Below are 26,082 nucleotides of genomic sequence, written 5' to 3' on the forward strand. Positions count from 1 at the left end.
CGTTGCCAGAGATTTAGCTGTCCTGCGTACCCAATTCCACCCCGGCCTTTTGCAGCGCGTCGAAGAGGATCGCGTCACGCCCGTAGACGTCGCGGCGATACTCGACATGGCCGGTCGCGGTCGGCCAGGCGGTGAAGTAGGTCAGGTGCACGGGAACGTGCTTTTCCAGCGGCACCACAGTTTCGCGCCCCGAATTGAGGATGCGCTTGAACTCCGCCTCGGGATTGTCGCTTTGCGCGCTCAGAAGGGTATACGCCAGATCGAAGGGGTCGCCGACGCGCACGCAGCCGTGGCTGAACGCCCGCGTCTCCTTCTGGAAGAGCGATTTCGACGGCGTGTCGTGCAGGTAGATATTCCAGCGGTTCGGGAACAGGAATTTCACCAGCCCGAGCGCGTTGCGGCTCGATGGCGGCTCTTTCATCGCGAAGGGGAAGTTGCTCGCATTATAAGCCGCGAAATTCACCGCCGAGCGTGGCACGACCCGGCCTTGGCTGTCGATCAACTGAAGCTGGCTCGCCGCGTTCGGATTGCGCTGCATCTTCGGCAGATATTCCTTGGTCACGATCGAGCGCGGCACATGCCATGCCGGGTTGATGACCATCCGCTCCATTTCGTCGGAGAACTCCGGCGTGCGGCGATCCGAGCTATTCTGCCCGACCACCGTGACCGAGCGGAAAATGGTCTTTCCATGATCGACCACGCGAACCGAAAAATCGGTGATGTTGACCCAGACGTAGCGTTGCGAGAAATCGATGCCGTTCATCCAGCGCAGACGTTCCATCGCGACGAGGATGGATCTCATCCGCGCCTCCGGGCTCTTGTTCAACTCGCCCAGCGTGCTCGGCCCGGCGATGCCGTCGGTCGCGAGCCCCTGATCGGCTTGGTAGGCCTGCACCGCCTTCTGCATATCGGCGTCGTAACTCGCGCTGGCGGTGCGCCCCAGATAGCCCATCTTCTGCAGCCGGTTCCGAAGCGCGATCACGTCCGGCCCGGTGTCGCCGGGCTCGAGTTTGGAGCCGGGCACCGTCGGCCCCCAGCCACCCGCTTCTATCTGATGCTCCAGATCGAGACGCGCTTTCACGAGCTGCGCATATTGCGGCATCTGCGGAGCGAGTTCGCGCAGGAACAGCGCGGGGTTCGTCGAGGCCGCGAAGGCAGTGATCCGGGCCTCGGGATCGGCGCGCTTGGGTTCGCGCTTGATATCGGAAATCACGCTGTGCGGATCGAGCACGCCATGCGACAGGTCATGCGCGTAATCGAGGAAGATCTGGCTCATCTTCACTTCGAGCAGACCGCGCTGGCGCTCGGACTGGACGGCGGCGAAGGCGACACGCAGACCCGCGGGATCGTAATGCGCGGTCGGCAGCCCCTGCAGGCTCGACAGGTCGAGCGCTCGCATGAAGGCCGCGCGGCGGTCGGCATCCCCGGCGGCGGTCCAGATCGGTCGGTAATCGCGCGCGGCGTAGAAGGCGGCGAGGGCGGGAGTCTTGGCGGCGGCTTCGGCGACAGCTTGGGTGAATCCCGAGAGTTCGACACCTGCCAATGGCGACATGGCCCCTTGGGCGGCGATCTGGGCAGTGCCTTGCGCCTGGGCGCCGGCGGCGAGCGTAGCCAGCGCGAAGGCCAGCCCTATCTTACGGAAATTGCGCGTCATGGCGTCTTAACCCCTGCCCGGACCCTTCGTTCCAGATGTTCCAAACTTACCCGCAACTGTCCAGCGAAGCGTTGCCTGCGCGCAACGAATTGAGCCGAGGCCCGAGGAAAGATGCAGGCGCGCAACAGCGCCTTTCCTCCACCCGGGGCCGCGGCCTCGCGCCGCTCCCACATGGCTGTGAGGAGATTTTTACTACCGGCAGGCGAATTTTTGCCGACCCGCCTCGTTATGGCAAAGATGCATCAGTTCCGTTCTTTATCGATTAATCGGTCTATGCCATAAGAAGTGAGAAGTTTGGGTCTACCATCCCTCAACCGCCCGAAACAGGGCGGGTAAATCGAGAGACAGGCGAACACAGGAACTTGCTATGACGACGATTTCCCGGCGCGGCCTTCTGGGCGCATTTGCTGCGACCATGGTGACGGCAGCCCCCACCATGAGTAACGCTTTCGGTCTACTCAAGGGCGCTGGGGATATCCGACGGATCAAGATGTATAACGGTCGTACCGGCGAGACGCTCGACACCGTTTACTGGATCGAAGGCGAGTATATCCCGGACGCGCTGAAGGAAATCACCTACTTCGCCCGCGACTGGCGCACCAACCAGCTGAAAAACATCGACGCGCGCACCGTGGACATCGCGGCGGCCGCACACAACCTGATGGAATCGAACGAACCTTACATGCTGCTCTCGGGCTACCGCTCGCCCAAGACCAACGCGATGCTGCGCGCCCGCTCGAAAGGCGTCGCGAAGAACTCGCTGCACATGAAGGGGCTGGCGATGGACCTGCGGCTGAAGTCGCGCTCGGTCAGCCAGATGTACAAGGCAGCGACCGCCTGCCATGCCGGCGGCGTGGGCAAGTACTCGCGCTCGAACTTCGTGCATATGGATTGCGGTCCGGTGCGGCACTGGGGCTCCTGAGCCCCGCCTGCACCGTCTAGGCCACCCTGAACGCCGCTTATTCGAGCGGCGTTTTTCTTTGCGTTCTCGCGCCCGAACCTGCGCTCACAAAAACTGGATCGCGCGTGAGAAATCGTAGAGGAACGTGCTCCCCCGTCTCCGGATTGTCCCTGAGCTGCGATTTCGCAGCCCGAAGGCACCTGCAATCCGAGGAGTTTCCCGATGCGCTATCCCGCCCGCCTCGTCATCCCCTATTTCGCCGCGATCGCGCTTGGCAGCACCATGGCCTATGCCGCCTCGGACGATCCCGGAACCGGCTCCGGTCAGACCGAATGGATCAACCCGGTCGTGAAGGATTACGGCAAGATGCATCCCGTGCCCGATGGCGCGCTGACCCCTGACCCGAAAAAGGACTGGAAGATCGTCTTCGACGTCGGCGGCGACAAGACGATGGAAGACGGCGTGAACGCGGCGCTCTGGCATGTCGCGCGCGCGGTCAACGTCTACGGCAATGCGGGCGTCGACAAGGAGCATCGCAAGTTCGCGGTGGTGCTGCACGGCGCGGCGACCAAGCTCGCCCTCTCGCCGGAAGCGTATAAGAAGAAATTCGGTAACGATAATCCAGACACGAAGCTCAAGAAGGAGCTCGCGGAGGCAGGCGTCACGCTCTACGTCTGCGGGCAGGCGCTGGCCGATCACGGCTTCAGCGAGGATCAGGTCGGGCCGAATGTGGATGTGGCGCTCTCCGCGCTGGCGGCGGTTCCGGTGCTCGAGAGCCAAGGCTACCAGCTTTTCCCGATGTAACCGCGCAGCAAAGGCGGACATGAAAAAACGCGGGCAGTTTTCGCTGCCCGCGTTTCTTTTTGTCTTGGCGGCGCGGGACCGAAGGCCCCGGCCCCTCGGCTCACATGCTGCCGGCGCCCATACCCATCCGGCTTGCCAGATCGGCCAGCACCCAGACGGTGCCCGCGGCCATAAGGATGATGAGCAGGAAGGTGAACAGCACCAGATACAGGTCCGGCCGCGCCTCTTTCGAGAAATCGAGGTGCATGAAGGCCCAGAACTGGATCACCAGCTGCGCGATGCCGAGCAGCCCCACGAGGGACCATGCGACACCGACCGAGAACATGCCGCCCGCGACGATCACGACGCCTGCGAGCGTCAGGACCACCGAGAGGGCGAAGCCCCAGACATAGCGCGCCATGTCGTGCTTGTACTCAGCCGAGTCCATGCCGACGTCGGAGTTGATATAGTCCATCACAGCACCCCCATCAGGTAGACTTTCGTGAACAGCGCGATCCAGACGATGTCCAGCATGTGCCAGAACAGGCCCAGACGCACGAGGCGCGACTTGATCAGGTCGTTCATCCCGAAGGTCTTCATCTGAACCATCAACAGGATGCCCCAGATGATACCCGAGGTGACGTGCAGACCGTGCAGACCCACCAGCGAGTAATAGGCGGTCAGGAAGCCCGACACTTGCGGCGTGTTGCCCTCGGTCCAGAACTCGTGGAATTCGTAGAGTTCGATCCCGAGAAAGATCGCGCCGAGCGCCAGCGTCAGGACGAGCCAGCCCACGGTGCGCTTCATCGACGCGCCGTATTTCATCCCCAGCGTGCAGATGCCGAAGGTGAAGGTCGAGATCAGCAGCGCCATCGTCTCGATCGTGGGCAGGCCGAGGCTGAACAGCTCATGCGGGCTCGGCCCGTTCGCGATGCCGTGCCATTCGGCATCGGCGTAGTTGGCGATCATCAGCGAGAAGGCGATGAGATCCGACATCAGGAAGATCCAGAAGCCGAAGATCACCGTGCCCGTCTTGTCGTGATGGCCGTGATCGTGGGAGGCAGCGTGCGCTGCCCCCGTGTTGCTCATAGTTGCACTCATACCTGCGTCTCCATGATCAGGCCGCGGTTCTTGGTGGTGAACTCATCGTCGAGCCGGATTTGCGGCGTGGTTTCGACGAGGCGCTTATGGGCTTCATAGCCCTCGCGCAGTTCCTCCGCAGTGATGGTTTCTTCCCAATCGGTGTCGTAGGAGCGGATCAGCACCAGCACCCACATGGCCACGAAGCCCACCGCCGCGATCAGCCACATCTGGAAGATCATGGCGAACGCGAAGAGCGTCGCGACGAGGCCCACGAGGAAGGGCATACCGGTCGGCTTCGGCAGATGGATGTCGACGAACTCGGTCGGATCCATGATCCGCTTGCCCGCTTCCTTCGCATCGACCCACGGCTCGCGCGAGGTCATCGCGGGAATGGTGGTGAAGTCGTATTCCGGCACCGGGCAGCCCAGCGACCATTCGATACCACGACCGTCCCACGGATCGCCTGCCGGCACCATCAGGCTCTCACGGTTCTTGACCGAGACCCAGATCTGGATGACCTGCGCGGTCAGACCCGCCAGCACGCAGAGCGCGCCGAGCATCGCGATCACCAGCCACGGGAAGTAGGCCGGCTCGGTGAAGAAGGCCATGCGGCGCGGCGCGCCCATCAGGCCGATCGCGTAGAGCGGCATGAAGGCCCCGTAGAAGCCGATCATCCACAGCCAGAAGCTGCGACGGCCCCATTTCTCGTCCAGGCGGAAGCCGAAGCAGAGCGGGAACCAGAAGTTCACGGCCGCGAACATACCGAACAGCAGGCCCGGGATGAGCATGTTGTGGAAGTGCGCCACCAGGAACAGCGAGTTGTGGGTTGCGAAGTCGATCGTCGGGTTGGCGAGCATGACGCCCGTGATCCCGCCGATCACGAAGGTGAAGATGAAGCCGGTGGAGAACAGCATCGCGGTCGAGAACCGCAGCTTGCCGCGCCACATCGTCAGCATCCAGTTGAAGACCTTCACGCCCGTCGGCACGCCGATCGTCATCGTGGCGATCCCGAAGATCGCGTTCAGGTTGGCCGTCTGGCCCATGGTGAAGAAGTGGTGCACCCAGACGGTGAAGGACAGCACTGCGATGGCAATGGTGGCCCAGACCAGCGAGGTGTAGCCGTAGATCTTCTTGCCCGAGAAGGTCGGGATGACTTCCGAGAACACGCCGAAGGCCGGCAGGATCAGGATGTAGACTTCCGGGTGACCGAACAGCCAGAACATGTTGGCGAAGTTCATCATGTTCCCGCCTTGGGTGGCGGTGAAGAAGTGGAAGCCCGCCTGACGGTCAAGCGCCAGCATCAGCGAGGCCACCGTCAGCGGCATCATCGCGAAGATCATCAGGATCGCGGTGCACAGCGTCGCCCAGGCGAAGATCGACATGTCGAACAGTTTCATGCCGGGGGCACGCTGCTTGTAGATCGTCACGAGGAAGTTGATGCCGGAAAGCGTCGAGCCCACCGATGTCAGGCCCAGCGACCAGATCCAGTAATCCACGCCCTCGTTCGGCGACAGCTTGATGCCCGTGTAGGGCGGGTAAGCGGTCCAACCGCCGGTCTCGAAGTGACCGACGACGAGCGAGGCCATCACGAGCGCCGCACCGCCGATCGACAGCCAGAGCGAAACCGCGTTCATGAAGGGGAACTCCATGTCGCGCGCACCGATCTGGAGCGGCATGACGACGTTGATGACGCCGGTCAGGAAGGGCATCGCCACGAAGAAGATCATGATCGTGCCGTGGGTCGAGAACAGCTCTGCGTGGTGTTCGACCGACAGGAAGCCCGGTGCGGGCGAGACCTGCTGGGCGCGCATCACGACCGCCTCGAGCACGCCGCGGATCAGCATGATCAGGGCAAGAACGATGTAGATGACGCCGATCTTCTTGTGATCGAGCGTAGTGATCCAGTTGGACCAGAGCGGTTTCCACCAGCCTTTGACGGTCAGCAGAACCATGACCGCGAGCGCGCCGAGCACGACGACGCCGCCGGCGCCGGCCGCGATCCCGGTGGACAGAGACGGCTCCGTAAAGAAGGGAACGATGAAGATATCGTTCCAGTCGAGACTACCAAGAATACTCATTGCGCGTCCCCTTGAGGTTGAATTTGCGAGACATGCAGCTCGTCGCGGATCGCGTCATCGATCTGTTTCTGCTCGGGCGCGTTGTCGGGAAGGATGGCGGCGCCACCATCGGTCAGCATGTCGGGGTTCATTGCCACCTTGTCCCAGAAACCGGTCTCCGGCGGCTCGAAGAGTTCAGGCCCCGACCAGGTCGCGGTTTTCTTGAACTGCTTCTCGAGCTGGGCGAAGGGGTGCTTGGGCTCTTGCAGGAAGGCGTTGAACTGATCCTGGCTCACCACGTCCACTTCGAACTTGTTGAGCGGGAAAGCCGCGCCGTTGAACTGGCTGTTGAAGCCATAGGTCTGCGACGGGTTCTCCGAGGTGGTCAGGTTCATCTTCGTCTTCATGCCGGGCATCGCATAGATCTGGCCCGCGAGACGCGGAATCCAGAAGCTCTGCATCGCGCCGGTCGCGGTCAGGTCGAACTCGACCGGGGTGTTCTCGGGAAGAACCAGCCGGTTCACGGCGGCGACCTTGCCGGGATAGATGAACATCCATTTCCACTCGGAACCGATGACCTTCACATGCATCGGGTCCTTGCCCGTCGGCTTGTAGGGGTCTTCGCCCTGCACATGGCCCCAGGTGAGCCAGCCGACGATGAGGAAGGTGAGCGTGGCACCGCCCCAGATCACGACTTCGGCCCCAACCGAGTGTGCCCAGTTCGGGTCGTACTTGCCCTTGCCGCCATGGCGGCGATAGCGCATCGCGATCCACGGCGTACCGATCAGGATCGGCAACGTGATGGGCAGCATCCAGAGAAAGAAGCTGATCAAGTGCGCGCGTTCTCCGGCCGCGACCGGCCCGAGCGGGGTCATCACCCCGTTCTCCGCGCAACCTGACAGCCATGCAGCCGCGACGGTCAACAGGACCGGGGCAGCGAGGCGGCTGGGCCGCTTGTAGATTTTTTCAAACAACACGGAAATACCTTTCCTATTCCCTCTTCTTGGCGCGGGGGCATAGGGGTCTCTCGGGGGAGGCCGCGAGGGCTCCCGTCCCGCGCGTTGCCTTCCACTCTAGGGCAGCGCCCTTGAGGTCAATCGGTCTTGACAAATTGTCGCAGGAACAGCCGCAAACATATGAAATATATGCACAATTTCCATCACAGTCCTGCGACACACGAAAAAATTCCCAATAAATAAAGGGGGTTGGGCTTGAACGCGCGCATCGAAACACAGGGGCAAACGGGCCAATCTCTCGCGCTTGTGATGCGGCGGTGAGCGATCCGTGAGCAAAATGAGCAACTTAGCCGATCACGCGCGCTTGAGGTCACGCCGGATGTGAGGGGCGTCGCCGGGTGCGGGACTCGCTTTGGAGGCCGGATCTGGCTCTCCTCGGCGCTGTGTCGGACCGGCGCCAAACAAGGTCGCAGCGCGTCGTTTGGGCGACAGGGAAGAGCTTAGAGAGCGGCCGCCCGACGCAGCGCCGGAAGCGAGGAAATCCGTACGCGCCCGCCGGAGATGCGGAAGAGCCCCTGATCGCGCAGACGGCGGATCGTCTTGTTGGTATGCACCAGCGAGAGCCCGAGGGAATCTGCCACGACCTGCTGGGCGAAGGGGAACGGGGCGCTGTCCTTCTCGATCAGACCGACCGCCTCGGCGCGCTCCCATGCGTGCATCACGAACCAGGCGATGCCCTCGTTGGCGTTGCGCTGCCCGACGGAGGCCAGCCAACCCGAAAGCCGCGTCAGTTCGCGCGTCATCAGCCAAAGAAGCGCAGTGTCGCGATCTGGGCCGTTGATCGCGGGTTGGCGCAGATCGGCCGGATCGAAGCTCGACAGTATCACCGGCGTGAGCGCCTCGTAGTAACTCGCCCCGGGGCCGTGCAGCACACTGGTGAGGCCGCAGAGATCGCCGGGATAAACCAGCGCCTCGACCTGCCGACGCCCGTCTTCGATCAGAGTATAGCGCATGGCGATGCCGCGCTCGATCCGCGCGATCAGCGGCGTGGACTCGGGCAGAAGCGCCGCGCCCACGGGCACCGCGCGTTGCGAATGGGAAACATCCGCCAGATTGGCGAAGTCAGATTTTCGAGACAGGTCTTCCAAGCTTGCTCGGTTCCGTTTTGTTAACTTATTCGAGGAAAGCCAGCATCTGCCGCGAAACCGATGAACGCGCTACGTCATAGGACATCGCTGCAGATCTTTTCCGGTATTCCTCGACGTCACCCTGCGAAAAATCGCTTTTCGCCTATGTGAAAAGCTTCGAGAATCGGTGTGCGGCTGCGGTCGGGCTGGGGAATTACGCCACTACAAATAGTAGCGTGGCTTCCCGGATCCGAGCTCGACGACTCCTATGTCGGCGAGCTTTTCCAGATCTGGCAGTTGGAGAATCCCCTGCGCCCACTGAACCAACCCTTCGCTGCGCAGGCGGGCGAGGGTCTTGTTGGTATGAACCAGGGACAGCCCAAGCGCATCCGCAAGATCCTGCTGGCGGACGGGGAACGGCATCTTGCCATCGCGCACCAGCCCGGTCTGCATGCCGCGCTCGTAGAGCGTCACGAAGGCCCAAGCGAGCGCCTCGCGCGCCGAGCGCTGGCCAACCGTCACCAGCGCATCGCCGAGGAAATGCTCCTCGCGCGCGACCTGCCATGTCAGCATCATCGCGCGCTGCGGCATTTTCGAGAACAGTTCCCAGACCTGTCTGCGGTCGAATACGCTGAGCTTCACCGGCGTCAGCGCCTCGGTCGTATGCGAGGCCACGCCCATCATGATCGCGTCGAGACCGATCAGATCGCCGGGAAAGAGGAAATTGAGCACCTGCCGCCGTCCGTCTTCCAGCATCCGGTAGCGCATCGCCTGACCCTCGAGCAGAGTGAAAAAGCGCTGCGGCTCGTTCCCTTCCATCACCACGGCCTGGCCCGAGGGCATCCGCAGCTCGCCCGCCCGGGCAGCTTCAGTGATCGCTTCTTCACCCGGATCCGGCGCCATGAAGGCGGGATTATCGACGAAGGGGCAATTTCTACAGTTACTTGTCATGCCTTGGCTCACTTTTGCGTCATAAGGCAACGCGGATGGCCTTGGCGGGTTCCTTTCGATCTTCGGGAGGAAGCGAGTGTTTCCCGTTATTTGCCTCACGTTTCCGCCGACAGGCGATCACGATGCTTTGTAGAGCCGAAAACAAGCGGCTAGACGAATTGCGAAGGTATGTCATAGTTAAATGACCCCGAAGATTATGACGTGCATTAAGGTTCACGAGGCCTCTCAGCGCACCGTCGACCGGGACTGACGCCTAAATTTCAGATGCGACGCCGGATCAACTACGATCCCTTCCCCCTTCGAACGCAGTTATCTGCAAGGACAGGATGCTGATGCCCCGGAATATCCAGCACGAACGAAGCGAGAATAGCGCAAGCGATGCCCGCCGCGCGGCTAGGCGGTCCTCGTGACTCTTTGTGCGCCACCTCGGATCGACGGCACCGCGCTGGTTCTCGAAGACGCAATGATCGTGGCCTATGACGCGGCCGCGATGCTAAGCGAATTCGGTGCGCGCGACGTGGTCATCTTCGGCACCGTCGATGAAGCGTTGCAGCACATCGCTGGCGGCAACGATATCTCGATGGCGCTGCTCGACATCAATCTCGGCGACGAAACCTCGCTGGAAGCTGCCAAGGCGCTGCGCGAACGCGCGGTGCCAATCCTCTATTCGACCGGCTATGATGAAAAATCCGTGATGATGGATGGTTTCCCTGAAGGCAAAATACTGATCAAACCCTTCACCGACGACGATTTCGCCCAAGCCCTGATTTCGATGGGGTTTGTCGAAGCCTGATCTCAACGCTCCCGGCGCCGCAAACTCTACGCCATGCGCCCAGCGACATGAGTCATGCGTCCAGCGCATACCGGCCAAACATGGACATCCCGCGCAACCTCGCGTTCCTCGTCAGCGGAACACGAGGTCGCGCGGCGATGCGAGGCAGAGAGGAGCCCCGCTCCGCGCCATCGCGACCGAACCATCGCGAAGGAGGCGCTTGCTCATGAACCACACGATCCGCAAAGCCCATGCCGGGCTCGCCGCCAAGGTGATGTCCGCCGAAGACGCCGCCGCCCTGATCGACAATGGCGCGACGATCGGCATGTCGGGCTTCACCGGCTCGGGCTATCCCAAGGCGGTGCCGATGGCGCTCGCTTCCCGGATCGAGGCCGAGCACGCGGCGGGCCGCCCGTTCAAGGTGAAGATTTGGTCGGGCGCTTCGACGGGTCCCGAGCTGGACGGCGCTCTGGCCAAGGCCGACGGGATCGAATTCCGCCTGCCCTACAATTCCGACCCGATCGCGCGCGAGCGGATCAATGCGGGTCAGATGAAATATTTCGACATGCACCTGAGCCAGGTCGCCCCGATGGCGTGGATGGGGTTCATGGGCAAGCTCGACACGGCGGTGATCGAGATTTCCGGCTTCACCGAGGATGGCAAGCTGATCCCGTCGAGCTCGGTCGGCAATAACAAGACGTGGCTCGACTGTGCTGACAAGATCATCCTCGAAGTGAACCGCTGGCAGTCACCGATGCTGGAGGGGATGCATGACATCTATTACGGCACCGCCCTGCCCCCGAACCGCGTGCCGATTCCGCTGGTGAAGCCTGACGACCGCATCGGCCAGACCTATTTCGAGGTCGATCCCGAGAAAGTCGTGGCCGTGGTCGAGACCGACGCGCCCGACCGCAACGCGCCCTTCAGCCCGCCCGATGCGGTGGCCGAGGCGATTGCGGGCCATATCCTCGACTTTCTCGGCAACGAGGTGAAACAGGGCCGCCTGCCGCGCGGGCTGCTGCCGCTGCAATCCGGCGTGGGCAACGTGCCGAACGCGGTGATGGCCGGGCTGATCGAGGCCCCCTTCGACCAGATGACCGCCTTCACCGAGGTCATTCAAGACGGGATGCTCGACATGATCGAGGCGGGCAAGCTGCGCATGGCGAGCGCCACCGCCTTTTCGCTCTCGCCCGAAAAGGCGCAGTATTTCAACGACAACGCCGCCTATTTCCGCGACAAGCTGATCCTGCGCCCGCAGGAAATCTCGAACCATCCAGAGCTGGTGCGCCGATTGGGCTGCATCGCGATGAACGGGCTGATCGAAGCGGATATCTATGGCAACGTGAACTCGACACATGTGATGGGCTCGAAGATCCAGAACGGCATCGGCGGTTCGGGCGATTTCGCGCGCAACGGCTATGTCTCGATCTTCATGACTCCGTCGGTCGCCAAAGGTGGTAAGATTTCGGCGATCGTGCCGATGGCCGCCCATGTCGATCACATCGCGCAGGATGTGCAGGTGATCGTGACCGAACAGGGTCTGGCCGATCTGCGCGGGCTGTCTCCGAAGCAGCGTGCCGAGACGATCATCGAGACCTGCGCCCATCCCGCTTACCGCCCGATGCTGCGGGACTATTTCGAGCGCGCCAAGAAGGGCAGCTTCGCCAATCATGCCCCGAACCTGCTGGGCGAGGCGCTGAGCTGGCACCAGCGGTTTGTCGAGACGGGGACGATGGAGGAATGAGGCACTGAGGGGCGGGCCTGAGCCTCGGTTGGGCGCTTCGATCGGCGGGTGGCTTGGCAGTTTATCTCGCAAGCCCGAATGACGTTCGAGCCCGCGCTGACATCGCCAATGCGCCCTCTCGGGGGGAGGGTCGGGCGCGGCCTCGGGCTGGTCGCCCCGCGCCGGAGCAAAATGCTCCCGCTTCGCGATTGCGCCCGAACTGGGCGACCAAATCAGAAAAAGGGGCGCCCGACCGGACGCCCCTTCCCTATCTCAAATCTCGAAAAGCTCAGACCTTGAGCGACGGGATGATCTGCTTCTTGCGGCTCATCACGCCGGGCAGCACCACCGTGTCGCCCTCGACGGTGGCGTCGAAGCTCTTCTCGGCCACGCCCTTCACCAGATCGTTCGGCACCAGCAGCGTCGCCTCTTCCTTCAGGATGTCGATCACGAACAGCAGCACCTGATCGACGCCGTCTTCCTTCGCGACCTCTTCCATCGAGGTCATCAGCGAGGCCTTCCGGTCCAGCACCATCTTCGGCGCGGTGGTCTCCAGCACGGAAACGCGGAAGGTCGTGCCGTCGACCGGGTATTCCTTGGAATCCATCCGCAGCAGTTCTGCATCGGTGAAGGCGGAGACGTCCGATTTCGCTTCGAACATCTTCTCGGCCAGCTCGTGCATGTCGATGCCCAGATCGCTCGCCAGCGCGTCGCAGACGGCGCGGTCGTGATCGGTCGTGGTGGGCGAGCGGAATTCCAGCGTATCCGACAGGATGCAGCTGAGCATCGCGCCCTTGATGCCGCGCGGCGCTTTCGCCACGTCGTCGCCCATCAGATCGTAGAGGATGGTCGCAGTGCAGGCGAGCGGGCGCATCGTGATGTCGATCGGTCCCTTGGTCTCGATCCCGCCGGTCAGCTTGTGGTGATCGATGATCTGGATGACGTTGGCAGCGTTGATACCGCTCGGCAGCTCGGCGGGGTTGTTGGTGTCGACGACGACCACGTCCTCGCCTTCTTCCACGTCAGAGATGATCTCGGGCTTGTTGAGGCCCCAATGCTCGATGACGAAAGCCGCCTCGGTATTGGGCTCGCCCAGCAGGCAGGGCTTGGCCGGGGTGCCTTTGACTTCGTTGAGATACCACGCCCAGGCAATGGGCGAGCCGGTCGAGTCGGTGTCGGGGGCCTTGTGGCCGAAAACCTTAATCGTCATGGGGAGATCCTCTCGGATAATCAACTGTCGGCGCAGGTTATAGGCGCTGTGTCTGGGCTTGTCACCTAGGGGTCTGGCGATGCGGAAAGAGCCGCAAGCGAGCAACCGGACAGGCGCGGACCGGGGCGGGTCGCCCCGGGGCAAACTGCATTTCGACGTCTCAGCTATCGAGCCGCTCGATGCTCCAGCCGTCCTTCTCGAGCAACCGCAACAACCCCTCTTTACCCGAAAGGTGCAGCGCGCCCACCGCGACCACGACCGGCCCCTGCTTCGCCGCGGCTTCGATCTTGGGCAGCCAGTTGCGGTTGCGGGCGACCATCAGCAGATCCTCGGAGAGCTTCATCTGGCGCTCGACCTCATCGGCATTCATGCCTGCCGTGACGGCCTGTTCGCGCGCCAGTTCCCAGATCAGGCGCGGTTCGCCCCGAAAATAGAGATCGCCCATCGTCACGCCCATATCGTCAGCCAAGGGCGCGCCGATCACTGCCGCGCGGAGCATTTCCAGCGCCTCGGTCTCGGTGATGCCGTTGAACAGCTTGAAGACAGTGTCCCACGGCTCCAGCGCCTCGACCGGCACGCCGTCGGCCTCGGCCTGCGTCATTACCTGCAGGTCCAGACCGCCCTCCCCCTTGGCGAGCTCGGCCGTGGCACAGGGCGGCAGCGACAGCGTCATCGCGACGAAAGCGGGCCGCATCTTCGCGGCGAGGAAAGCGGGCATCCCATGGGCCGCGAGCGCCGCCTTGGTCATGTTCCAGTCCTGCTCGGACATCATCTGTGGCAGGGTCTTGCCGGTCGAGAACATCAGCGTCGGGTCGGTCTGGATCGCGTGCTCCAGCCGCGCCTGCTCGTCCGGGCCCGCCTCCACCAGCAGCCGCGACGCTTTCTCGAGCGCCTTCGAGAGCGCCCCGACCAGCTTGTCATGACGCGGATCGGGCAGATGGTAGGTGCCGGCCAGCGTGATCTTTTCCGTGCCCTTGGTTGCAGAGAACAGCAATCCGCGGGAGAAGGGCGCGGAATCGGCGGCGGCGGTCAGCGCCTCCTGCTCGGCCTTGGGCAGCGCGTCAAAAATATTCGTGCCGCGGCACTCCGCCCATGCGGGCAGTGCGAGGCAGAGAGAAAGCGCGGGGGCCAGCAAAGGCCGAAGGAGCTTGGCGAATTTCATGAGGGCGAGAGTGCCACGCGATATGCGTTCCGCATAGAGGCGAAATCGCCGCGCCCCGATCGTTCGAATTGACGCAAAAAATTCGCTTTTCGGTTATTGACAGCCGCCCGCCTCAATGACTAACTCCGCCATCGTTAGCACTCACCAATGACGAGTGCTAAAAGTTTTCGAACCTGGAACCTTTAGGGAGTGACCCAGATGGCATTCAAACCGCTTCATGACCGTGTGCTGGTCAAGCGCGTGGAGAGCGAAGAAAAAACCAAGGGTGGCCTGATCATCCCCGACAGCGCGAAAGAAAAGCCCGCAGAGGGTGAAGTCGTCGCAGTGGGTGACGGCGCGCGCAAGGAATCGGGCGAGCTGATCGCACCGGGCGTCAAAGCTGGCGACCGCGTTCTCTTCGGCAAGTGGTCGGGCACGGAAGTGACCCTCGACGGCGAAGAGCTGCTCATCATGAAAGAAAGCGACATCATGGGCATCATCTCGTAAGGCGCCCTGCCCTTACCGAGATCCCCTGATATCCCAAGAACAACTCAGTCAAGGAGCCAACAAACATGGCAGCCAAGGACGTGAAATTCTCCACCGACGCCCGCGATCGTATGCTCGACGGCGTCAACATCCTCGCCGACGCGGTGAAGGTCACGCTGGGCCCGAAAGGCCGCAACGTCGTGATCGAAAAGTCGTTCGGCTCGCCGCGCATCACCAAAGACGGTGTGTCGGTCGCCAAAGAGATCGAACTTTCGGACAAGTTCGAGAACATGGGCGCGCAAATGGTGAAAGAAGTCGCCTCGCGCACCAATGACGAGGCTGGCGACGGCACCACCACCGCCACCGTGCTCGCTCAGGCGATCGTCAAGGACGGCCTGAAAGCCGTGGCCGCTGGCATGAACCCGATGGACCTCAAGCGCGGCATCGATCTCGCGACCTCGAAAGTCGTCGACGCGATCAAGAGCGCTGCTCGCCCGGTCAAGGACTCGGACGAAGTCGCTCAGGTCGGCACCATCTCGGCGAACGGCGAAGAAGCCATCGGCAAGATGATCGCCAACGCGATGCAGAAAGTCGGCAATGACGGCGTCATCACCGTGGAAGAAGCCCGCGGCATGGAGACCGAAGTCGAAGTCGTCGAAGGTATGCAGTTCGACCGTGGCTACCTGTCGCCCTACTTCGTGACCAACCCCGACAAGATGGTCGCGGAACTCGAAGACTGCTACATCCTGCTCCACGAGAAGAAGCTCTCGTCGCTGCAGCCGATGGTCCCGCTGCTCGAGCAGGTCATCCAGTCGCAAAAGCCGCTCCTCATCATCGCTGAAGACGTCGAAGGCGAAGCGCTCGCGACCCTCGTGGTCAACAAGCTGCGCGGCGGCCTTAAGATCGCAGCCGTGAAAGCACCGGGCTTCGGCGACCGCCGCAAGGCCATGCTGCAGGACATCGCGATCCTGACCGGCGGCCAGGTGATCTCGGAAGACCTCGGCATGAAGCTCGAGAACGTCGGCATGGACATGCTGGGCACCGCCAAGAAGGTGAGCATTACCAAGGACGACACCACCATCGTCGAAGGCGCTGGTGACAAGGCCGAGATCGAAGCGCGCGTCAGCCAGATCCGCACCCAGATCGAGGAAACCACCTCGGACTACGACCGCGAGAAGCTGCAAGAGCGCGTCGCGAAACTGGCCGGTGGCGTGGCTGTCATCCGCGTCGGCGGCATGACCGAAGTCGAAGTGAAAGAGCGCAAGGACCGTGTGGACGACGCTCTGAACGCGACCCGTGCGGCCGTTCAGGAAGGCATCGTTGTCGGCGGTGGCGTCAGCCTCGTTCAGGGCGCGAAAGTGCTCGCCGGTCTCTCCGGTGCGAACTCCGACCAGGAAGCCGGTATCGCGATCGTCAAGCGCGCCCTCGAAGCGCCGCTGCGTCAGATCGCAGAAAACGCCGGTGTGGACGGTGCTGTCGTGGCCGGCAAGGTCCGCGAGAGCGACGACCTGAACTTCGGCTTCAACGCGCAGACCGAAGAGTACGGCAACATGTTCGAGTTCGGCGTGATCGACCCGGCGAAAGTGACCCGCACCGCGCTCGAAGACGCGGCCTCGGTTGCTGGCCTGCTGATCACCACCGAAGCGATGATCGCCGAGAAGCCGGAGCCGAAAGGCGCTGGCGGTGCCCCCGACATGGGCGGCATGGGCGGCATGGGCGGCATGATGTAATCAGCCGTTCCCGCTTCAGGGATCTATGGGAAGGGGCGCTCCGGAAGGGGCGCCCCTTTTCACATGCGCAAATCGCAGGTTTTTATGCCCGTATTGAGCTATGTCACGTGGCCGTGAACGATTGGTGCTACACTTCCCCATCGTCAATTTCGCTGGAAGGCCCCGGTTATGTCGCGCAATTTCCTCGTCAAATCCCTCGCCTGCCTCGCTGTCGCTCTGGCCGCCTCGGTCGCGGCGGCCGAGGAAACTCAAGACTGGCGCTTCGGCGGCGACGCCTATCTCGCGGGCCGAACCGTGAGTGCCACGGGTGAGAACATCCACGATCTTTTCGCCGCTGGTCAGCACGTCACTATGGGTAGCCCGATCACGGGCGCGGCGCATCTCGCGGGCCAGAATATCGTGATCGGCGCACGGGTGGGCGGCGACCTTTATGCGGCGGGTCAGGATATCGACCTCGCGGCCCCGGTCGCGGGTGCGGCGACGCTCGCGGGTCAGGCGCTTACCGTCAAGGGGACGATCTCGGGCAACCTGCGCGCGATGGGGCAGCAGGTTCGGCTCGAGGCTCCTGTCGCGGGCAGCGCGGTCATCGGCGCCGACGAGGCGCTGATCGACGCCGAAATTTCGGGCGATCTCGTGCTGGGAACAAAGACCGTCACCTGGGGCGATGGCGCGACGGTCACAGGCAAGGTTCAGGTCTATACCGACACGCCCGGTGAGGTGACCGTCCCCTCCAGCGTCGCCCCGGCCGAACGGGTAAGCATTCATCAGGCGAAGGAATTCGAAGAGGCGAAGGCACGCCCTGCCCCGGCGCGCAATTACCTGATCGAGATCCGCGATTGGCTGGGCGGCGTGCTCGTGGTCGGGATCGTGGCCACGCTTCTCGCGGTCTTCGCGCCGGGCTTGATGGACCGCATGCGCCGGCGCAGCCTCGCCCATCCCTTGCGCGCGGGCCTTGCGGGGTTCGTCGGGCTCTCGGCGCTCGTGGGATCGATCTTGCTGCTTGCGATGACCGTGATCGGGCTGGTGCTGGTGCCGTTCTCGCTGCTCGGAGTGCTGGTGCTGGGCTTCGGCGGCTATATCGTGGGGATCTGGGTCATCGGCGCGTGGTTGCATGATCTGATCGGGCGCGGCCAGCCGGTCACGCCGGGCGAATGCGCCCTCGCGGCGTTCGGTGGCGCGGCGATCGGCGCGCTGATCTGGATCATCCCGTGGGTCGGTTGGCTCGGCGTGATGGCGATCTTCCTGTTCGGCGCGGGCGCGATCGTGCTTCGGGTGACCGGGATCGGTGCGCAGGAGGCCATGGTCTGACAGACCGTTCCCGCCTCTGGCCATCCCCGGTTTCGCACGCTATCGCTGCGCGAATGACAGGGGGGGAGGAACCATGACCGATCTGGTGATTTTCGACTGCGACGGGGTGCTGATCGATTCCGAGATCATTTCGGCGCAGATGCTGATCGACGAGCTGGCCACGCTGCAGGTGAATATCGACCTCGATTACGTCGCGCGCCATTTCCTCGGCCGGTCCTATCCCACGGTGATGAAGCAGATCCGCTCCGAGTTCGGGCTTGATCTTCCGGAGGAGTTCGAGGCGCAGTATCGCGCGCGTCTGCTCGACGCGTTCGAGCGGGACCTGCGGGTGACTCAGGGCGTGGCCAATGTGCTGGAGGCACTCGACGTGCCATGGTGCGTGGCCACCTCGTCGAGCCTGCCGCGCGCCGAACGCTCGCTGGAAATCGCAGGCCTGCGCGACCGGGTGGGCGATCGGCTGTTCACGGCAAGCGAGGTCGCCCATGGAAAACCCGCACCCGACCTGTTCCTGCACGCGGCGGAGAAGATGGGCGCGTCCCCTGCCCGCACGCTGGTGATCGAGGACAGCCTCAACGGCATTCGTGCAGGGCTTGCGGCGGGGATGGAAGTCTGGCGTTTCACCGGCGGCAGCCATCTGGCCGGGCGCGACCTGACGCCGCCCGAGGATGCCCGTCCGCATCGCGAATTTGCGCATTTCACCGAGTTCTTCCAGAATGGAGTCATCAGGGAGAAAGAGTCGTGAGCCGTATGAATGAGGCCGAAACTTCGCGCGATGACGAGGCGGCACGGGCCGGATGGCTCTATTACGTCGGCGGCATGACGCAGGACCAGATCGCCGCCGAGCTCGGCGTGTCGCGTCAGCGCGCGCAGCGGCTGGTGAGCCGCGCGGTTTCAGAAGGACTGGTGCGGGTGCGGATCGAGCACAAGATCGGCGCCTGTCTGGAACTGGAAGCGGCGCTGATGCGTCGCTTCGGGCTGCAGACGGTGCGCGTCGCGCCGTCGCTGGGTGAACGCGGCGACCCGGCCACGGCCACCGCCGCTTTCGCCGCCACGCTTCTCGAACGGATCCTCGCACGGTCCGAGCCGCAGGTGATCGCCTTCGGGACGGGCCGCTCGCTCTCTGCGATGGTGAGCGAGGTGATGCAGCGTCCCGCGACCGAGCACAAGATCGTCTCGCTGATCGGCAACATCGCCCCGGACGGTTCTGCCTCGTTCTATGACGTCATCATGCGGATGGCCGACAAGCTGCGCCTGCCGCATTATCCCATGCTGGTTCCGGTGATCTCGGAAACGGTGGAGGAACGTGCGATGTTCGACCGGCTCAAGCCGGTGCAGGCCGTGAAGCGGCTCGCGGCGGACGCGGATGCGACCTTCGTCGGCGTCGGCCAGCTGGGCGAGGACGCGCCGGTGCACAAGGACGGCTTCGTCACCCTCGCCGAACTCGAGGAGCTGCGCGCGGCGGGCGGCGTGGGCGAGCTCGTGGGCTCGTTCTACGATGCGCAGGGCAACTACATCACCACTCCCACCACGACGCGTTTCGGCTCGTTCCGGATCGAGCCCAAGCGCGACGCCCCGGTGATCGGCATCGCCGCTGGCAGCTCGAAACTGGTCGCGATTCGTGCCGCTCTGGAAGGCGGGCTTCTCAACGGGCTCGTGACCGACGAGCCGACGGCTCAGGCCCTGTTGGAAGACTGACGCCGAAACAAGGCGTTAGAGACGGCGTTCATAATAAATCAAGACATCGCAGTAATTCTTGATTGACAGCTTGGGTTCTGTTTGTGAATATTTTCTCACAGTTTGGGCATATGCTCAGACCGCAAGGGAGGAAATCTATGACTTATACGATCCGGGCGCTCATGGGCGCCTGTGCTCTCGGCGCGCTTGCGACTGCTGCGGCAGCCGAGACCACCATCACCGTCGCAACCGTGAACAACGGCGATATGGTCCGCATGCAGGGCCTGATGGACGACTTCTATGCCGAGCATCCCGACATCAAGGTGGAATGGGTCACGCTGGAAGAGAACGTCCTGCGCCAGAAGGTCACCACCGACATCGCCACCAAGGGCGGCCAGTTCGACGTGCTGACCATCGGCACCTACGAGGTTCCGATCTGGGGCAAGCAGGGCTGGCTCGTGCCGCTCGACGGCATGCCCGACAGCTATGATGTGAACGACCTGCTGCCGCAGATCCGCAAAGGCCTCACCGTGGATGGCAAGCTCTATGCAGCGCCCTTCTACGGCGAAAGCTCCTTCGTGATGTATCGCAAGGACCTGATGGAAAAGGCCGGGATGGAAATGCCCGAGAAGCCGACTTGGTCCGACATCGAAAAAGCCGCTGCCGCGATGACCGACAAGGACAATGAAGTCTACGGCATCTGTCTGCGCGGCAAGGCCGGTTGGGGCGAGAACGCCGCCTTCCTGACAACGATGGACAACTCGATGGGCGGACGTTGGTTCGACGAGAACTGGCAGCCGCAATTCAACACGGCCCCGTGGAAAGAGACCATGTCGCGTTACCTCGACATGATGAACAAATACGGCCCGCCCGGCGCGTCGGCCAACGGCTTCAACGAGAACCTCGCACTGTTCCAGCAGGGCAAATGCGGCATGTGGATCGACGCCACGGTGGCTGCGTCCTTCGTGACCAACCCCAAGGACTCGACCGTGGCCGACAAGGTCGGCTTCGCGCTCGCGCCGAACAAGGAAGGCGTCGACAAGCGCGCGAACTGGCTCTGGGCCTGGTCGCTGGCGATCCCGGCGGGTACCCAGAAGGAAGACGCCGCGAAGACTTTCATCGAATGGGCGACCTCGAAGCACTATACCGAGCTCGTGGCCGAGAAAGAGGGCTGGGCGAACGTGCCCCCGGGCACCCGCACCTCGCTCTACGAGAACCCGAAATATCTCGAAGCGGCCCCCTTCGCGAAGCTGACGCTGGACTCGATCAACGCGGCTGACCCGACCAATCCGACGGTCGACCCGGTTCCCTATACCGGCGTCCAGTTCGTCGCGATCCCCGAGCTCCAGGCGATCGGCACCGCCGTCGGCCAGCAGTTCTCGGCTGCGCTCGCAGGGCAAATCTCCGGCGATCAGGCACTGCAAAACGCACAGAGCCTGACCGAACGCGAGATGAAGAAGGCCGGTTACATCAAGTAACCAGGCCCCTCCCCGGCCGGGGCGGTCATTTTGGGTCTGACCGCCCCGTGCCTCTTTTTTTCAACTTCCGATAACCGGAGCCGGACCGATGTCCACGCAAGCCTCGCGCTCTGCCGCGCGTCTCATGATTTCGCCATCCGTCATCCTGCTGTTCATGTGGATGGCCGTGCCGCTGGGCATGACGATCTGGTTCTCGTTCCAGCGCTACAACCTGCTGATGCCCGGTCAGGGCGGCTTCGTGGGCTGGGACAATTACTATTATTTCCTCACCGATCCCGCCTTCTTCACTGCGCTCAAGAACACGTTGGTGCTGGTGGGGGGCGTGCTGCTGATCACCGTGATCGGGGGCATCCTGCTGGCGCTGCTCCTCGATCAGCCGATCTTCGGCCAGGGCATCGTACGGGTTCTCGTGATCGCGCCCTTCTTCGTCATGCCGACCGTGTCCGCACTGGTCTGGAAGAACATGCTCTACAATCCGGTGAACGGCATTTTCGCCTATATCGCCAAGGCGATAGGGCTACAGCCATATGACTTTCTCGCCCATGCGCCGATGCTTTCGATCACCATAATCGTGGCATGGCAGTGGCTGCCCTTCGCGACGCTGATCCTGCTGACCGCGCTGCAATCGCTGGATTCCGAGCAGCTGGAGGCCGCCGAGATGGACGGCGCGGGCGCCCTGTCGCGGTTCTTCTACATCATGCTGCCGCACCTCGCACGGGCCGCGACCGTGGTGATCCTCATCCAGACGATCTTCCTGCTCTCGACCTTCGCGGAAATCCTAGTGACCACGAATGGCGGGCCGGGCAACGCGTCCACCACGCTGACCTACCTCGTCTATGTCCAGTCGCTGCTGCAATTCGACGTGGGCGGAGGCGCCGCGGGCGGTGTGATCGCCGTGATCCTCGCAAATATCGTCGCGATCTTCCTGATGCGGATGATCGGCAAGAACCTGGAGGCGTAATCCAATGGCGCGCAAAATCTCCAACCGCCGCCGCACGATCATGTCCGTGATCGCATGGGCGCTGGCCTTCGTGATATTCTTCCCGATCCTCTGGACGATCATCCTGTCGTTCAAGACCGAGGGCGACGCGATCAAGGCGCCGTGGGACGTGCTGACCTCGGCCTGGACTGTCGACAGCTACCATCTCGTTCAGGAGCGCTCGAACTACTTCCGCCACTTCATGAATTCGGTGGTGATCTCGTTCGGTTCCACCCTGCTGGCGTTAATCGTCGCGATCCCCTCGGCCTGGGCCATGGCCTTCGTGCCGGGCAAGCGCACCAAGGACGTGCTGATGTGGATGCTGTCCACCAAGATGATGCCCGCCGTGGGGGTGCTCGTCCCGATCTACCTGATGTTCCGCGACTGGGGCCTGCTGGATACCCGGACCGGTCTGGTCATCGTGCTGTGCCTGATGAACCTGCCGATCGTGATCTGGATGCTCTTCACCTATTTCAAGGAAATTCCGAAGGACATCCTCGAGGCCGCCCGCATGGATGGCGCGACCTTGAGCGGCGAGATCCTCTACGTGCTGACCCCGATGGCCGTGCCCGGCATCGCCTCGACGCTTCTGCTGAACGTGATCCTCGCCTGGAACGAAGCCTTCTGGACGCTGAACCTGACGGCGGCGAATGCCGCCCCCCTCACCGCTTTCATTGCCGCCTATTCCAGCCCCGAAGGGCTGTTCTACGCGAAACTCTCTGCCGCCTCGACGCTGGCTATCGCACCGATCCTGATCCTCGGCTGGTTCAGCCAGAAACAGCTGGTGCGTGGCCTGACCTTCGGCGCCGTGAAATAAGGAGCTAAACCCATGGGACAGATTACCCTCAAGGGCGTCCGCAAGGCCTTCGGCGATGTCGAGGTCATCCCGCCGCTCGATCTGGAAATCAACGAAGGCGAGTTCGTCGTCTTCGTCGGCCCCTCGGGCTGCGGCAAATCCACCCTTCTGCGCCTGATCGCGGGTCTGGAAGACGTCTCGGGCGGCGAAATCGAGATCAACGGTCAACCTTCGAGCGACCTGCCCCCCGCCAAGCGCGGTCTGGCGATGGTGTTCCAGAGCTACGCGCTCTACCCGCATATGTCGGTGCGCAAGAACATCGCCTTCCCGCTGAAGATGGCAAAGCTGGACGCGGCGGCGGCCAAGGAGAAGGTCGACAATGCAGCGCGCATCCTCAACCTGACCGACTATCTCGACCGTCGCCCCGGCCAGCTTTCGGGCGGTCAGCGCCAGCGCGTCGCGATCGGTCGGGCCATCGTGCGCGAACCGGCGGCGTTCCTTTTCGACGAACCGCTGTCGAACCTCGATGCGGCGCTGCGGGTGAACATGCGGCTGGAGATCTCGGAACTGCACCAGAAGCTCAAGACCACGATGATCTACGTCACCCACGATCAGGTCGAGGCGATGACCATGGCCGACAAGATCGTCGTGCTGCAGGCCGGACGGATCGAACAGGTTGGCTCGCCGCTGGAACTGTATCGCTCGCCGCGCAACAAGTTCGTCGCGGGCTTCATCGGCTCGCCGAAGATGAACTTCATCGAGGGCGACGAAGCTGCGAAATACGGCGCCGACAGCATCGGCATCCGCCCGGAGCATATCGAGGTCTCGACGACCGAAGGCGCGTGGGAGGGCACGGTCGGCGTGTCCGAGCACTTGGGCTCCGACACGTTCCTGCATGTCGAAACGAAGCATGGCGTGATCAACGTGCGCGGCGGCGGCGAGATCGGGCTGCATTCGGGCGACAAGGTCTACCTGACCCCCGACCTCAACCAACTCCACAAATTCGACGCGCAAGGACTGGCAATCTGATGCGACTGAATGGCAAACGCGCCCTGATCACCGGGGCAGCCCGTGGGATCGGCCGCGCTTTCGCGGAGAAATACATCGCGGAAGGCGCGGAGGTCGTGATCGGCGATATCGACATAGCGCGGGCCGAGGACACCGCGGCCGAGATCGGCGCGGTCGCGCTCAAGCTCGACGTGACCGACGCGGCGAGCATCGACGCCGCGATGGAGAAGATGCGCGCCTCGGGCGGGATCGACATCCTGATCAACAACGCCGCGATCTTCACCGCGGCCCCCCTCGTCGAGATCACCCGCGAGGATTACGCCCGCGTCTTCAAGATCAACGTCGAAGGCACGCTCTTCATGATGCAGGCGGCGGCGAAGGAGATGATCGCGCAGGCCCGTGGCGGCAAGATCATCAACATGGCGTCTCAGGCCGGACGTCGGGGCGAGGCATTGGTCGCGGTATATTGCGCCTCCAAGGCCGCCGTCATCAGCCTTACGCAATCGGCGGGGCTGAACCTGATCGAACATGGCATCAACGTGAACGCGATCGCGCCCGGCGTGGTCGATGGCGAGCATTGGGACGGCGTCGATGCCTTCTTCGCGAAATACGAGAACAAACCCCTGGGCCAGAAGAAAAAAGAGGTCGGCGAGTCCGTCCCCTATGGCCGCATGGGGACCGCCGCCGACCTTACCGGCATGGCCGTTTTCCTCGCCTCGGACGAGGCCGAATACATCGTCGCCCAGACCTACAATGTCGACGGCGGAAACTGGATGAGCTGACATGACACTTTCCAACGACACCCTCTCCGAGCTTCCCGCAGACGTGGCGCGCCCCGGTTACGACCGCGCGGCGCTCACCCCCGGCATCGTTCATATCGGCTGCGGCAATTTCCACCGGGCGCATCAGGCGGTCTATCTCGACGATCTGTTCAATTTGGGCGAAGGCCATGACTGGGCGCTCATGGGCGCGGGCGTTCGACCGGGCGATGCGAAGATGCGCGATGCGGTTCTAGCACAGGACGGGCTCTATAGCGTTATCGAGCTGGACCCGGCGGCGAAATCGGCCCGCGTGATAGGCTCGATGGTTGGTTTTGCCGAAGTGGCCTCCGGAAATGCGCCGCTGATCGCCGCCATGTCGCAGCCCAGCGTTCGGATCGTGTCGCTTACCGTGACCGAGGGCGGCTATTACATCGACCCGAAGACCGGCACGTTCAGCCCGACCCATCCCGACATTCAGGCCGATGCGGCCAATCCGGACCATCCCGAGACCGCGTTCGGCGCGATCATCGCCGCGCTGAAGGCGCGCCGAGCCTCGGGCGTGCCGCCCTTCACCGTGATGTGTTGCGATAACGTCCCCCATAACGGCCATGTCACGCGCGACGCGGTTTGCGGACTGGCGGAACTCTCCGATCCGGAGCTAAGCGCATGGATCAAGGCCAATGTCGCCTTTCCGAACTCGATGGTGGACCGGATCACCCCCGCCACCGGCCCGCGCGAGCGTGCGCTGGCCCAAAGCTTCGGGATCGAGGACGCCGCCCCCGTCACCTGCGAGCCCTTCCGGCAATGGGTGATGGAGGACAATTTCCCGGCAGGCCGCCCCGCGCTGGAGAAAGTCGGCGTGACCTTCACCGATGCGGTCGACCGGTTCGAGACGATGAAGATCCGTATCCTCAATGGCGGGCACGCGATCATCGCCTATGCCGCAGGCCTGCGGGACATCGAATACGCGCATGAGGCGATGGCAGATGATCAGATCCGCGCCTATCTCGACAAGATCGAGACGACCGAGATCCTGCCCATCGTGCCGCCGGTGCCCGACACCGACCTGAACGATTACAAGCAGCTGATCTTGAGCCGCTTCTCGAACCCGGAAGTGGCCGACACGATCCGCCGCCTGTGCCATGACGGCTCGAACCGGCAACCGAAGTTCATCATCACCTCGATCAGCGATTGCCTCGCTCAGGGCCGGGATTGCACCGGGCTGATCCTCGAGAGCGCGCTCTGGTGCCGCTATTGCTACGGCACCAGCGAGACCGGCGCCGAGATCGCGCCGAACGATCCGAATTGGGATCGCCTCGTCGCGCAGTCGAAGCTGGCGAAGGAGCGTCCCACCGCGTGGCTGGAGATGTCCGAGATCTACGGCGATCTGGCCGAGAATGCCGAGGTCGTGGCGAAATTCACCGCGCTTCTTAACGACGTCTGGGCGCGCGGGTCGCACTCGGTGATCGCGGATTATCTGACGGGCTGACGGCACGCTTGCACT

General features: G+C 63.0%; 24 protein-coding genes. 15 read left to right on the top strand and 9 right to left on the bottom strand.

Annotated elements, in window-relative coordinates:
- Window positions 1-13: 13 nt before the first annotated feature.
- Window positions 14-1,654 (bottom strand): L,D-transpeptidase family protein, encoded by a 1,641-nt coding sequence (locus B6V74_RS00805; RefSeq protein ID WP_088721712.1) that lies wholly within the window; start codon window positions 1,652-1,654, stop codon window positions 14-16.
- Between the two features lie 367 nt (window positions 1,655-2,021).
- On the opposite strand from B6V74_RS00805, the gene B6V74_RS00810 reads away from it, so the two are divergent.
- Together B6V74_RS00810 and B6V74_RS00815 are read left to right on the top strand one after the other, a co-directional pair.
- Window positions 2,022-2,576: a DUF882 domain-containing protein gene (locus B6V74_RS00810; protein WP_075774621.1), complete on the top strand. Its 555-nt coding sequence runs from the start codon at window positions 2,022-2,024 to the stop codon at window positions 2,574-2,576.
- A 201-nt stretch (window positions 2,577-2,777) separates the two neighbouring features.
- On the top strand, window positions 2,778-3,359 hold the full coding sequence (locus B6V74_RS00815; RefSeq protein WP_088721713.1) for a DsrE family protein: 582 nt from the start codon (window positions 2,778-2,780) through the stop codon (window positions 3,357-3,359).
- Window positions 3,360-3,459: 100 nt separating this feature from the next.
- On the opposite strand, the gene B6V74_RS00820 is transcribed toward B6V74_RS00815, so the two are convergent.
- From B6V74_RS00820 to B6V74_RS00845, 6 genes are all read right to left on the bottom strand, one after another.
- A complete protein-coding gene (locus tag B6V74_RS00820; RefSeq protein ID WP_077701192.1) occupies window positions 3,460-3,813 on the bottom strand; it encodes a cytochrome C oxidase subunit IV family protein in 354 nt (117 codons plus the stop codon).
- Window positions 3,813-4,427: a cytochrome c oxidase subunit 3 gene (locus B6V74_RS00825; protein WP_199224666.1), complete on the bottom strand. Its 615-nt coding sequence runs from the start codon at window positions 4,425-4,427 to the stop codon at window positions 3,813-3,815. Before B6V74_RS00825 ends, B6V74_RS00820 begins: the two co-directional genes overlap by 1 nt.
- A gap of 8 nt (window positions 4,428-4,435) precedes the next feature.
- Window positions 4,436-6,499 (bottom strand): cbb3-type cytochrome c oxidase subunit I, encoded by a 2,064-nt coding sequence (locus B6V74_RS00830; protein WP_088718822.1) that lies wholly within the window; start codon window positions 6,497-6,499, stop codon window positions 4,436-4,438.
- Window positions 6,496-7,455, bottom strand: coding sequence for a cytochrome ubiquinol oxidase subunit II (locus B6V74_RS00835; RefSeq protein WP_088721714.1), 960 nt, complete (start codon window positions 7,453-7,455; stop codon window positions 6,496-6,498). The genes B6V74_RS00830 and B6V74_RS00835 overlap by 4 nt, the downstream gene beginning before the upstream one ends.
- A gap of 479 nt (window positions 7,456-7,934) precedes the next feature.
- Window positions 7,935-8,582, bottom strand: coding sequence for a Crp/Fnr family transcriptional regulator (locus B6V74_RS00840; protein ID WP_075774617.1), 648 nt, complete (start codon window positions 8,580-8,582; stop codon window positions 7,935-7,937).
- A gap of 201 nt (window positions 8,583-8,783) precedes the next feature.
- Window positions 8,784-9,512 carry a Crp/Fnr family transcriptional regulator gene (locus B6V74_RS00845; RefSeq protein WP_075774616.1) on the bottom strand — a complete coding sequence of 243 codons (729 nt, stop codon included), beginning with the start codon at window positions 9,510-9,512 and terminating at the stop codon, window positions 8,784-8,786.
- A 406-nt stretch (window positions 9,513-9,918) separates the two neighbouring features.
- On the opposite strand from B6V74_RS00845, the gene B6V74_RS00850 reads away from it, so the two are divergent.
- Together B6V74_RS00850 and B6V74_RS00855 are read left to right on the top strand one after the other, a co-directional pair.
- Window positions 9,919-10,305, top strand: a complete 387-nt coding sequence (locus tag B6V74_RS00850) for a response regulator (protein WP_143597886.1) — start codon at window positions 9,919-9,921, stop codon at window positions 10,303-10,305.
- Window positions 10,306-10,510: 205 nt separating this feature from the next.
- Window positions 10,511-12,028 (top strand): acetyl-CoA hydrolase/transferase family protein, encoded by a 1,518-nt coding sequence (locus B6V74_RS00855; protein WP_088721715.1) that lies wholly within the window; start codon window positions 10,511-10,513, stop codon window positions 12,026-12,028.
- A gap of 268 nt (window positions 12,029-12,296) precedes the next feature.
- On the opposite strand, the gene B6V74_RS00860 is transcribed toward B6V74_RS00855, so the two are convergent.
- Together B6V74_RS00860 and B6V74_RS00865 are read right to left on the bottom strand one after the other, a co-directional pair.
- Window positions 12,297-13,217, bottom strand: coding sequence for a manganese-dependent inorganic pyrophosphatase (locus B6V74_RS00860; RefSeq protein ID WP_088721716.1), 921 nt, complete (start codon window positions 13,215-13,217; stop codon window positions 12,297-12,299).
- A 160-nt stretch (window positions 13,218-13,377) separates the two neighbouring features.
- Entirely contained in the window at window positions 13,378-14,379 is a 1,002-nt protein-coding gene (locus B6V74_RS00865) for a TraB/GumN family protein (RefSeq protein WP_077701191.1), read from the bottom strand.
- A gap of 198 nt (window positions 14,380-14,577) precedes the next feature.
- On the opposite strand from B6V74_RS00865, the gene groES reads away from it, so the two are divergent.
- The 11 genes from groES to B6V74_RS00920 all read left to right on the top strand — a co-directional run bounded on the left by groES (window position 14,578) and on the right by B6V74_RS00920 (window position 26,067).
- Complete coding sequence (groES, locus tag B6V74_RS00870; RefSeq protein ID WP_075774612.1) at window positions 14,578-14,865, top strand: co-chaperone GroES; 288 nt, start codon at window positions 14,578-14,580, stop codon at window positions 14,863-14,865.
- A gap of 65 nt (window positions 14,866-14,930) precedes the next feature.
- Window positions 14,931-16,574: a chaperonin GroEL gene (groL, locus tag B6V74_RS00875; protein WP_075774611.1), complete on the top strand. Its 1,644-nt coding sequence runs from the start codon at window positions 14,931-14,933 to the stop codon at window positions 16,572-16,574.
- Window positions 16,575-16,742: 168 nt separating this feature from the next.
- A complete protein-coding gene (locus B6V74_RS00880; RefSeq protein ID WP_088721717.1) occupies window positions 16,743-17,882 on the top strand; it encodes a hypothetical protein in 1,140 nt (379 codons plus the stop codon).
- Between the two features lie 73 nt (window positions 17,883-17,955).
- The gene (locus B6V74_RS00885) at window positions 17,956-18,624 is read left to right on the top strand and encodes an HAD family hydrolase (RefSeq protein WP_088721718.1); all 669 of its coding nucleotides are present in this window, start codon (window positions 17,956-17,958) and stop codon (window positions 18,622-18,624) included.
- 5 nt (window positions 18,625-18,629) lie between these two features.
- On the top strand, window positions 18,630-19,577 hold the full coding sequence (locus B6V74_RS00890; protein ID WP_088721719.1) for a sugar-binding transcriptional regulator: 948 nt from the start codon (window positions 18,630-18,632) through the stop codon (window positions 19,575-19,577).
- Window positions 19,578-19,714: 137 nt separating this feature from the next.
- On the top strand, window positions 19,715-21,034 hold the full coding sequence (locus tag B6V74_RS00895; RefSeq protein ID WP_088721720.1) for a sugar ABC transporter substrate-binding protein: 1,320 nt from the start codon (window positions 19,715-19,717) through the stop codon (window positions 21,032-21,034).
- Between the two features lie 88 nt (window positions 21,035-21,122).
- Window positions 21,123-21,995, top strand: a complete 873-nt coding sequence (locus tag B6V74_RS00900; RefSeq protein WP_075774606.1) for a sugar ABC transporter permease — start codon at window positions 21,123-21,125, stop codon at window positions 21,993-21,995.
- Between the two features lie 4 nt (window positions 21,996-21,999).
- Window positions 22,000-22,830 carry a carbohydrate ABC transporter permease gene (locus tag B6V74_RS00905; RefSeq protein ID WP_075774605.1) on the top strand — a complete coding sequence of 277 codons (831 nt, stop codon included), beginning with the start codon at window positions 22,000-22,002 and terminating at the stop codon, window positions 22,828-22,830.
- 12 nt (window positions 22,831-22,842) lie between these two features.
- A complete protein-coding gene (locus B6V74_RS00910; RefSeq protein WP_088721721.1) occupies window positions 22,843-23,838 on the top strand; it encodes an ABC transporter ATP-binding protein in 996 nt (331 codons plus the stop codon).
- Window positions 23,835-24,599, top strand: a complete 765-nt coding sequence (locus B6V74_RS00915; RefSeq protein WP_075774603.1) for an L-iditol 2-dehydrogenase — start codon at window positions 23,835-23,837, stop codon at window positions 24,597-24,599. The genes B6V74_RS00910 and B6V74_RS00915 overlap by 4 nt, the downstream gene beginning before the upstream one ends.
- A 1-nt stretch (window position 24,600) precedes the next feature.
- The gene (locus tag B6V74_RS00920) at window positions 24,601-26,067 is read left to right on the top strand and encodes a mannitol dehydrogenase family protein (RefSeq protein WP_088721722.1); all 1,467 of its coding nucleotides are present in this window, start codon (window positions 24,601-24,603) and stop codon (window positions 26,065-26,067) included.
- Window positions 26,068-26,082: the final 15 nt, after the last annotated feature.

Source organism: Thioclava sp. F42-5, from assembly GCF_002213195.1.
In the GTDB taxonomy this organism is placed as follows: Bacteria; Pseudomonadota; Alphaproteobacteria; order Rhodobacterales; family Rhodobacteraceae; genus Thioclava; species Thioclava nitratireducens.

Coding starts and splice junctions, on each gene's coding strand:
- B6V74_RS00810 (WP_075774621.1), top strand. CDS start 2,022: ATGACGACGATTTCCCGGCGCGGCCTTCTGGGCGCATTTGCTGCGACC.
- B6V74_RS00865 (WP_077701191.1), bottom strand. CDS start 14,379: ATGAAATTCGCCAAGCTCCTTCGGCCTTTGCTGGCCCCCGCGCTTTCT.
- groES (WP_075774612.1), top strand. CDS start 14,578: ATGGCATTCAAACCGCTTCATGACCGTGTGCTGGTCAAGCGCGTGGAG.
- B6V74_RS00885 (WP_088721718.1), top strand. CDS start 17,956: ATGACCGATCTGGTGATTTTCGACTGCGACGGGGTGCTGATCGATTCC.
- B6V74_RS00805 (WP_088721712.1), bottom strand. CDS start 1,654: ATGACGCGCAATTTCCGTAAGATAGGGCTGGCCTTCGCGCTGGCTACG.
- B6V74_RS00820 (WP_077701192.1), bottom strand. CDS start 3,813: ATGGACTATATCAACTCCGACGTCGGCATGGACTCGGCTGAGTACAAG.
- B6V74_RS00860 (WP_088721716.1), bottom strand. CDS start 13,217: ATGACGATTAAGGTTTTCGGCCACAAGGCCCCCGACACCGACTCGACC.
- B6V74_RS00920 (WP_088721722.1), top strand. CDS start 24,601: ATGACACTTTCCAACGACACCCTCTCCGAGCTTCCCGCAGACGTGGCG.
- B6V74_RS00880 (WP_088721717.1), top strand. CDS start 16,743: ATGTCGCGCAATTTCCTCGTCAAATCCCTCGCCTGCCTCGCTGTCGCT.
- groL (WP_075774611.1), top strand. CDS start 14,931: ATGGCAGCCAAGGACGTGAAATTCTCCACCGACGCCCGCGATCGTATG.
- B6V74_RS00815 (WP_088721713.1), top strand. CDS start 2,778: ATGCGCTATCCCGCCCGCCTCGTCATCCCCTATTTCGCCGCGATCGCG.
- B6V74_RS00900 (WP_075774606.1), top strand. CDS start 21,123: ATGTCCACGCAAGCCTCGCGCTCTGCCGCGCGTCTCATGATTTCGCCA.
- B6V74_RS00830 (WP_088718822.1), bottom strand. CDS start 6,499: ATGAGTATTCTTGGTAGTCTCGACTGGAACGATATCTTCATCGTTCCC.
- B6V74_RS00890 (WP_088721719.1), top strand. CDS start 18,630: ATGAATGAGGCCGAAACTTCGCGCGATGACGAGGCGGCACGGGCCGGA.
- B6V74_RS00845 (WP_075774616.1), bottom strand. CDS start 9,512: ATGACAAGTAACTGTAGAAATTGCCCCTTCGTCGATAATCCCGCCTTC.
- B6V74_RS00855 (WP_088721715.1), top strand. CDS start 10,511: ATGAACCACACGATCCGCAAAGCCCATGCCGGGCTCGCCGCCAAGGTG.
- B6V74_RS00895 (WP_088721720.1), top strand. CDS start 19,715: ATGACTTATACGATCCGGGCGCTCATGGGCGCCTGTGCTCTCGGCGCG.
- B6V74_RS00905 (WP_075774605.1), top strand. CDS start 22,000: ATGGCGCGCAAAATCTCCAACCGCCGCCGCACGATCATGTCCGTGATC.
- B6V74_RS00910 (WP_088721721.1), top strand. CDS start 22,843: ATGGGACAGATTACCCTCAAGGGCGTCCGCAAGGCCTTCGGCGATGTC.
- B6V74_RS00825 (WP_199224666.1), bottom strand. CDS start 4,427: ATGAGCAACACGGGGGCAGCGCACGCTGCCTCCCACGATCACGGCCAT.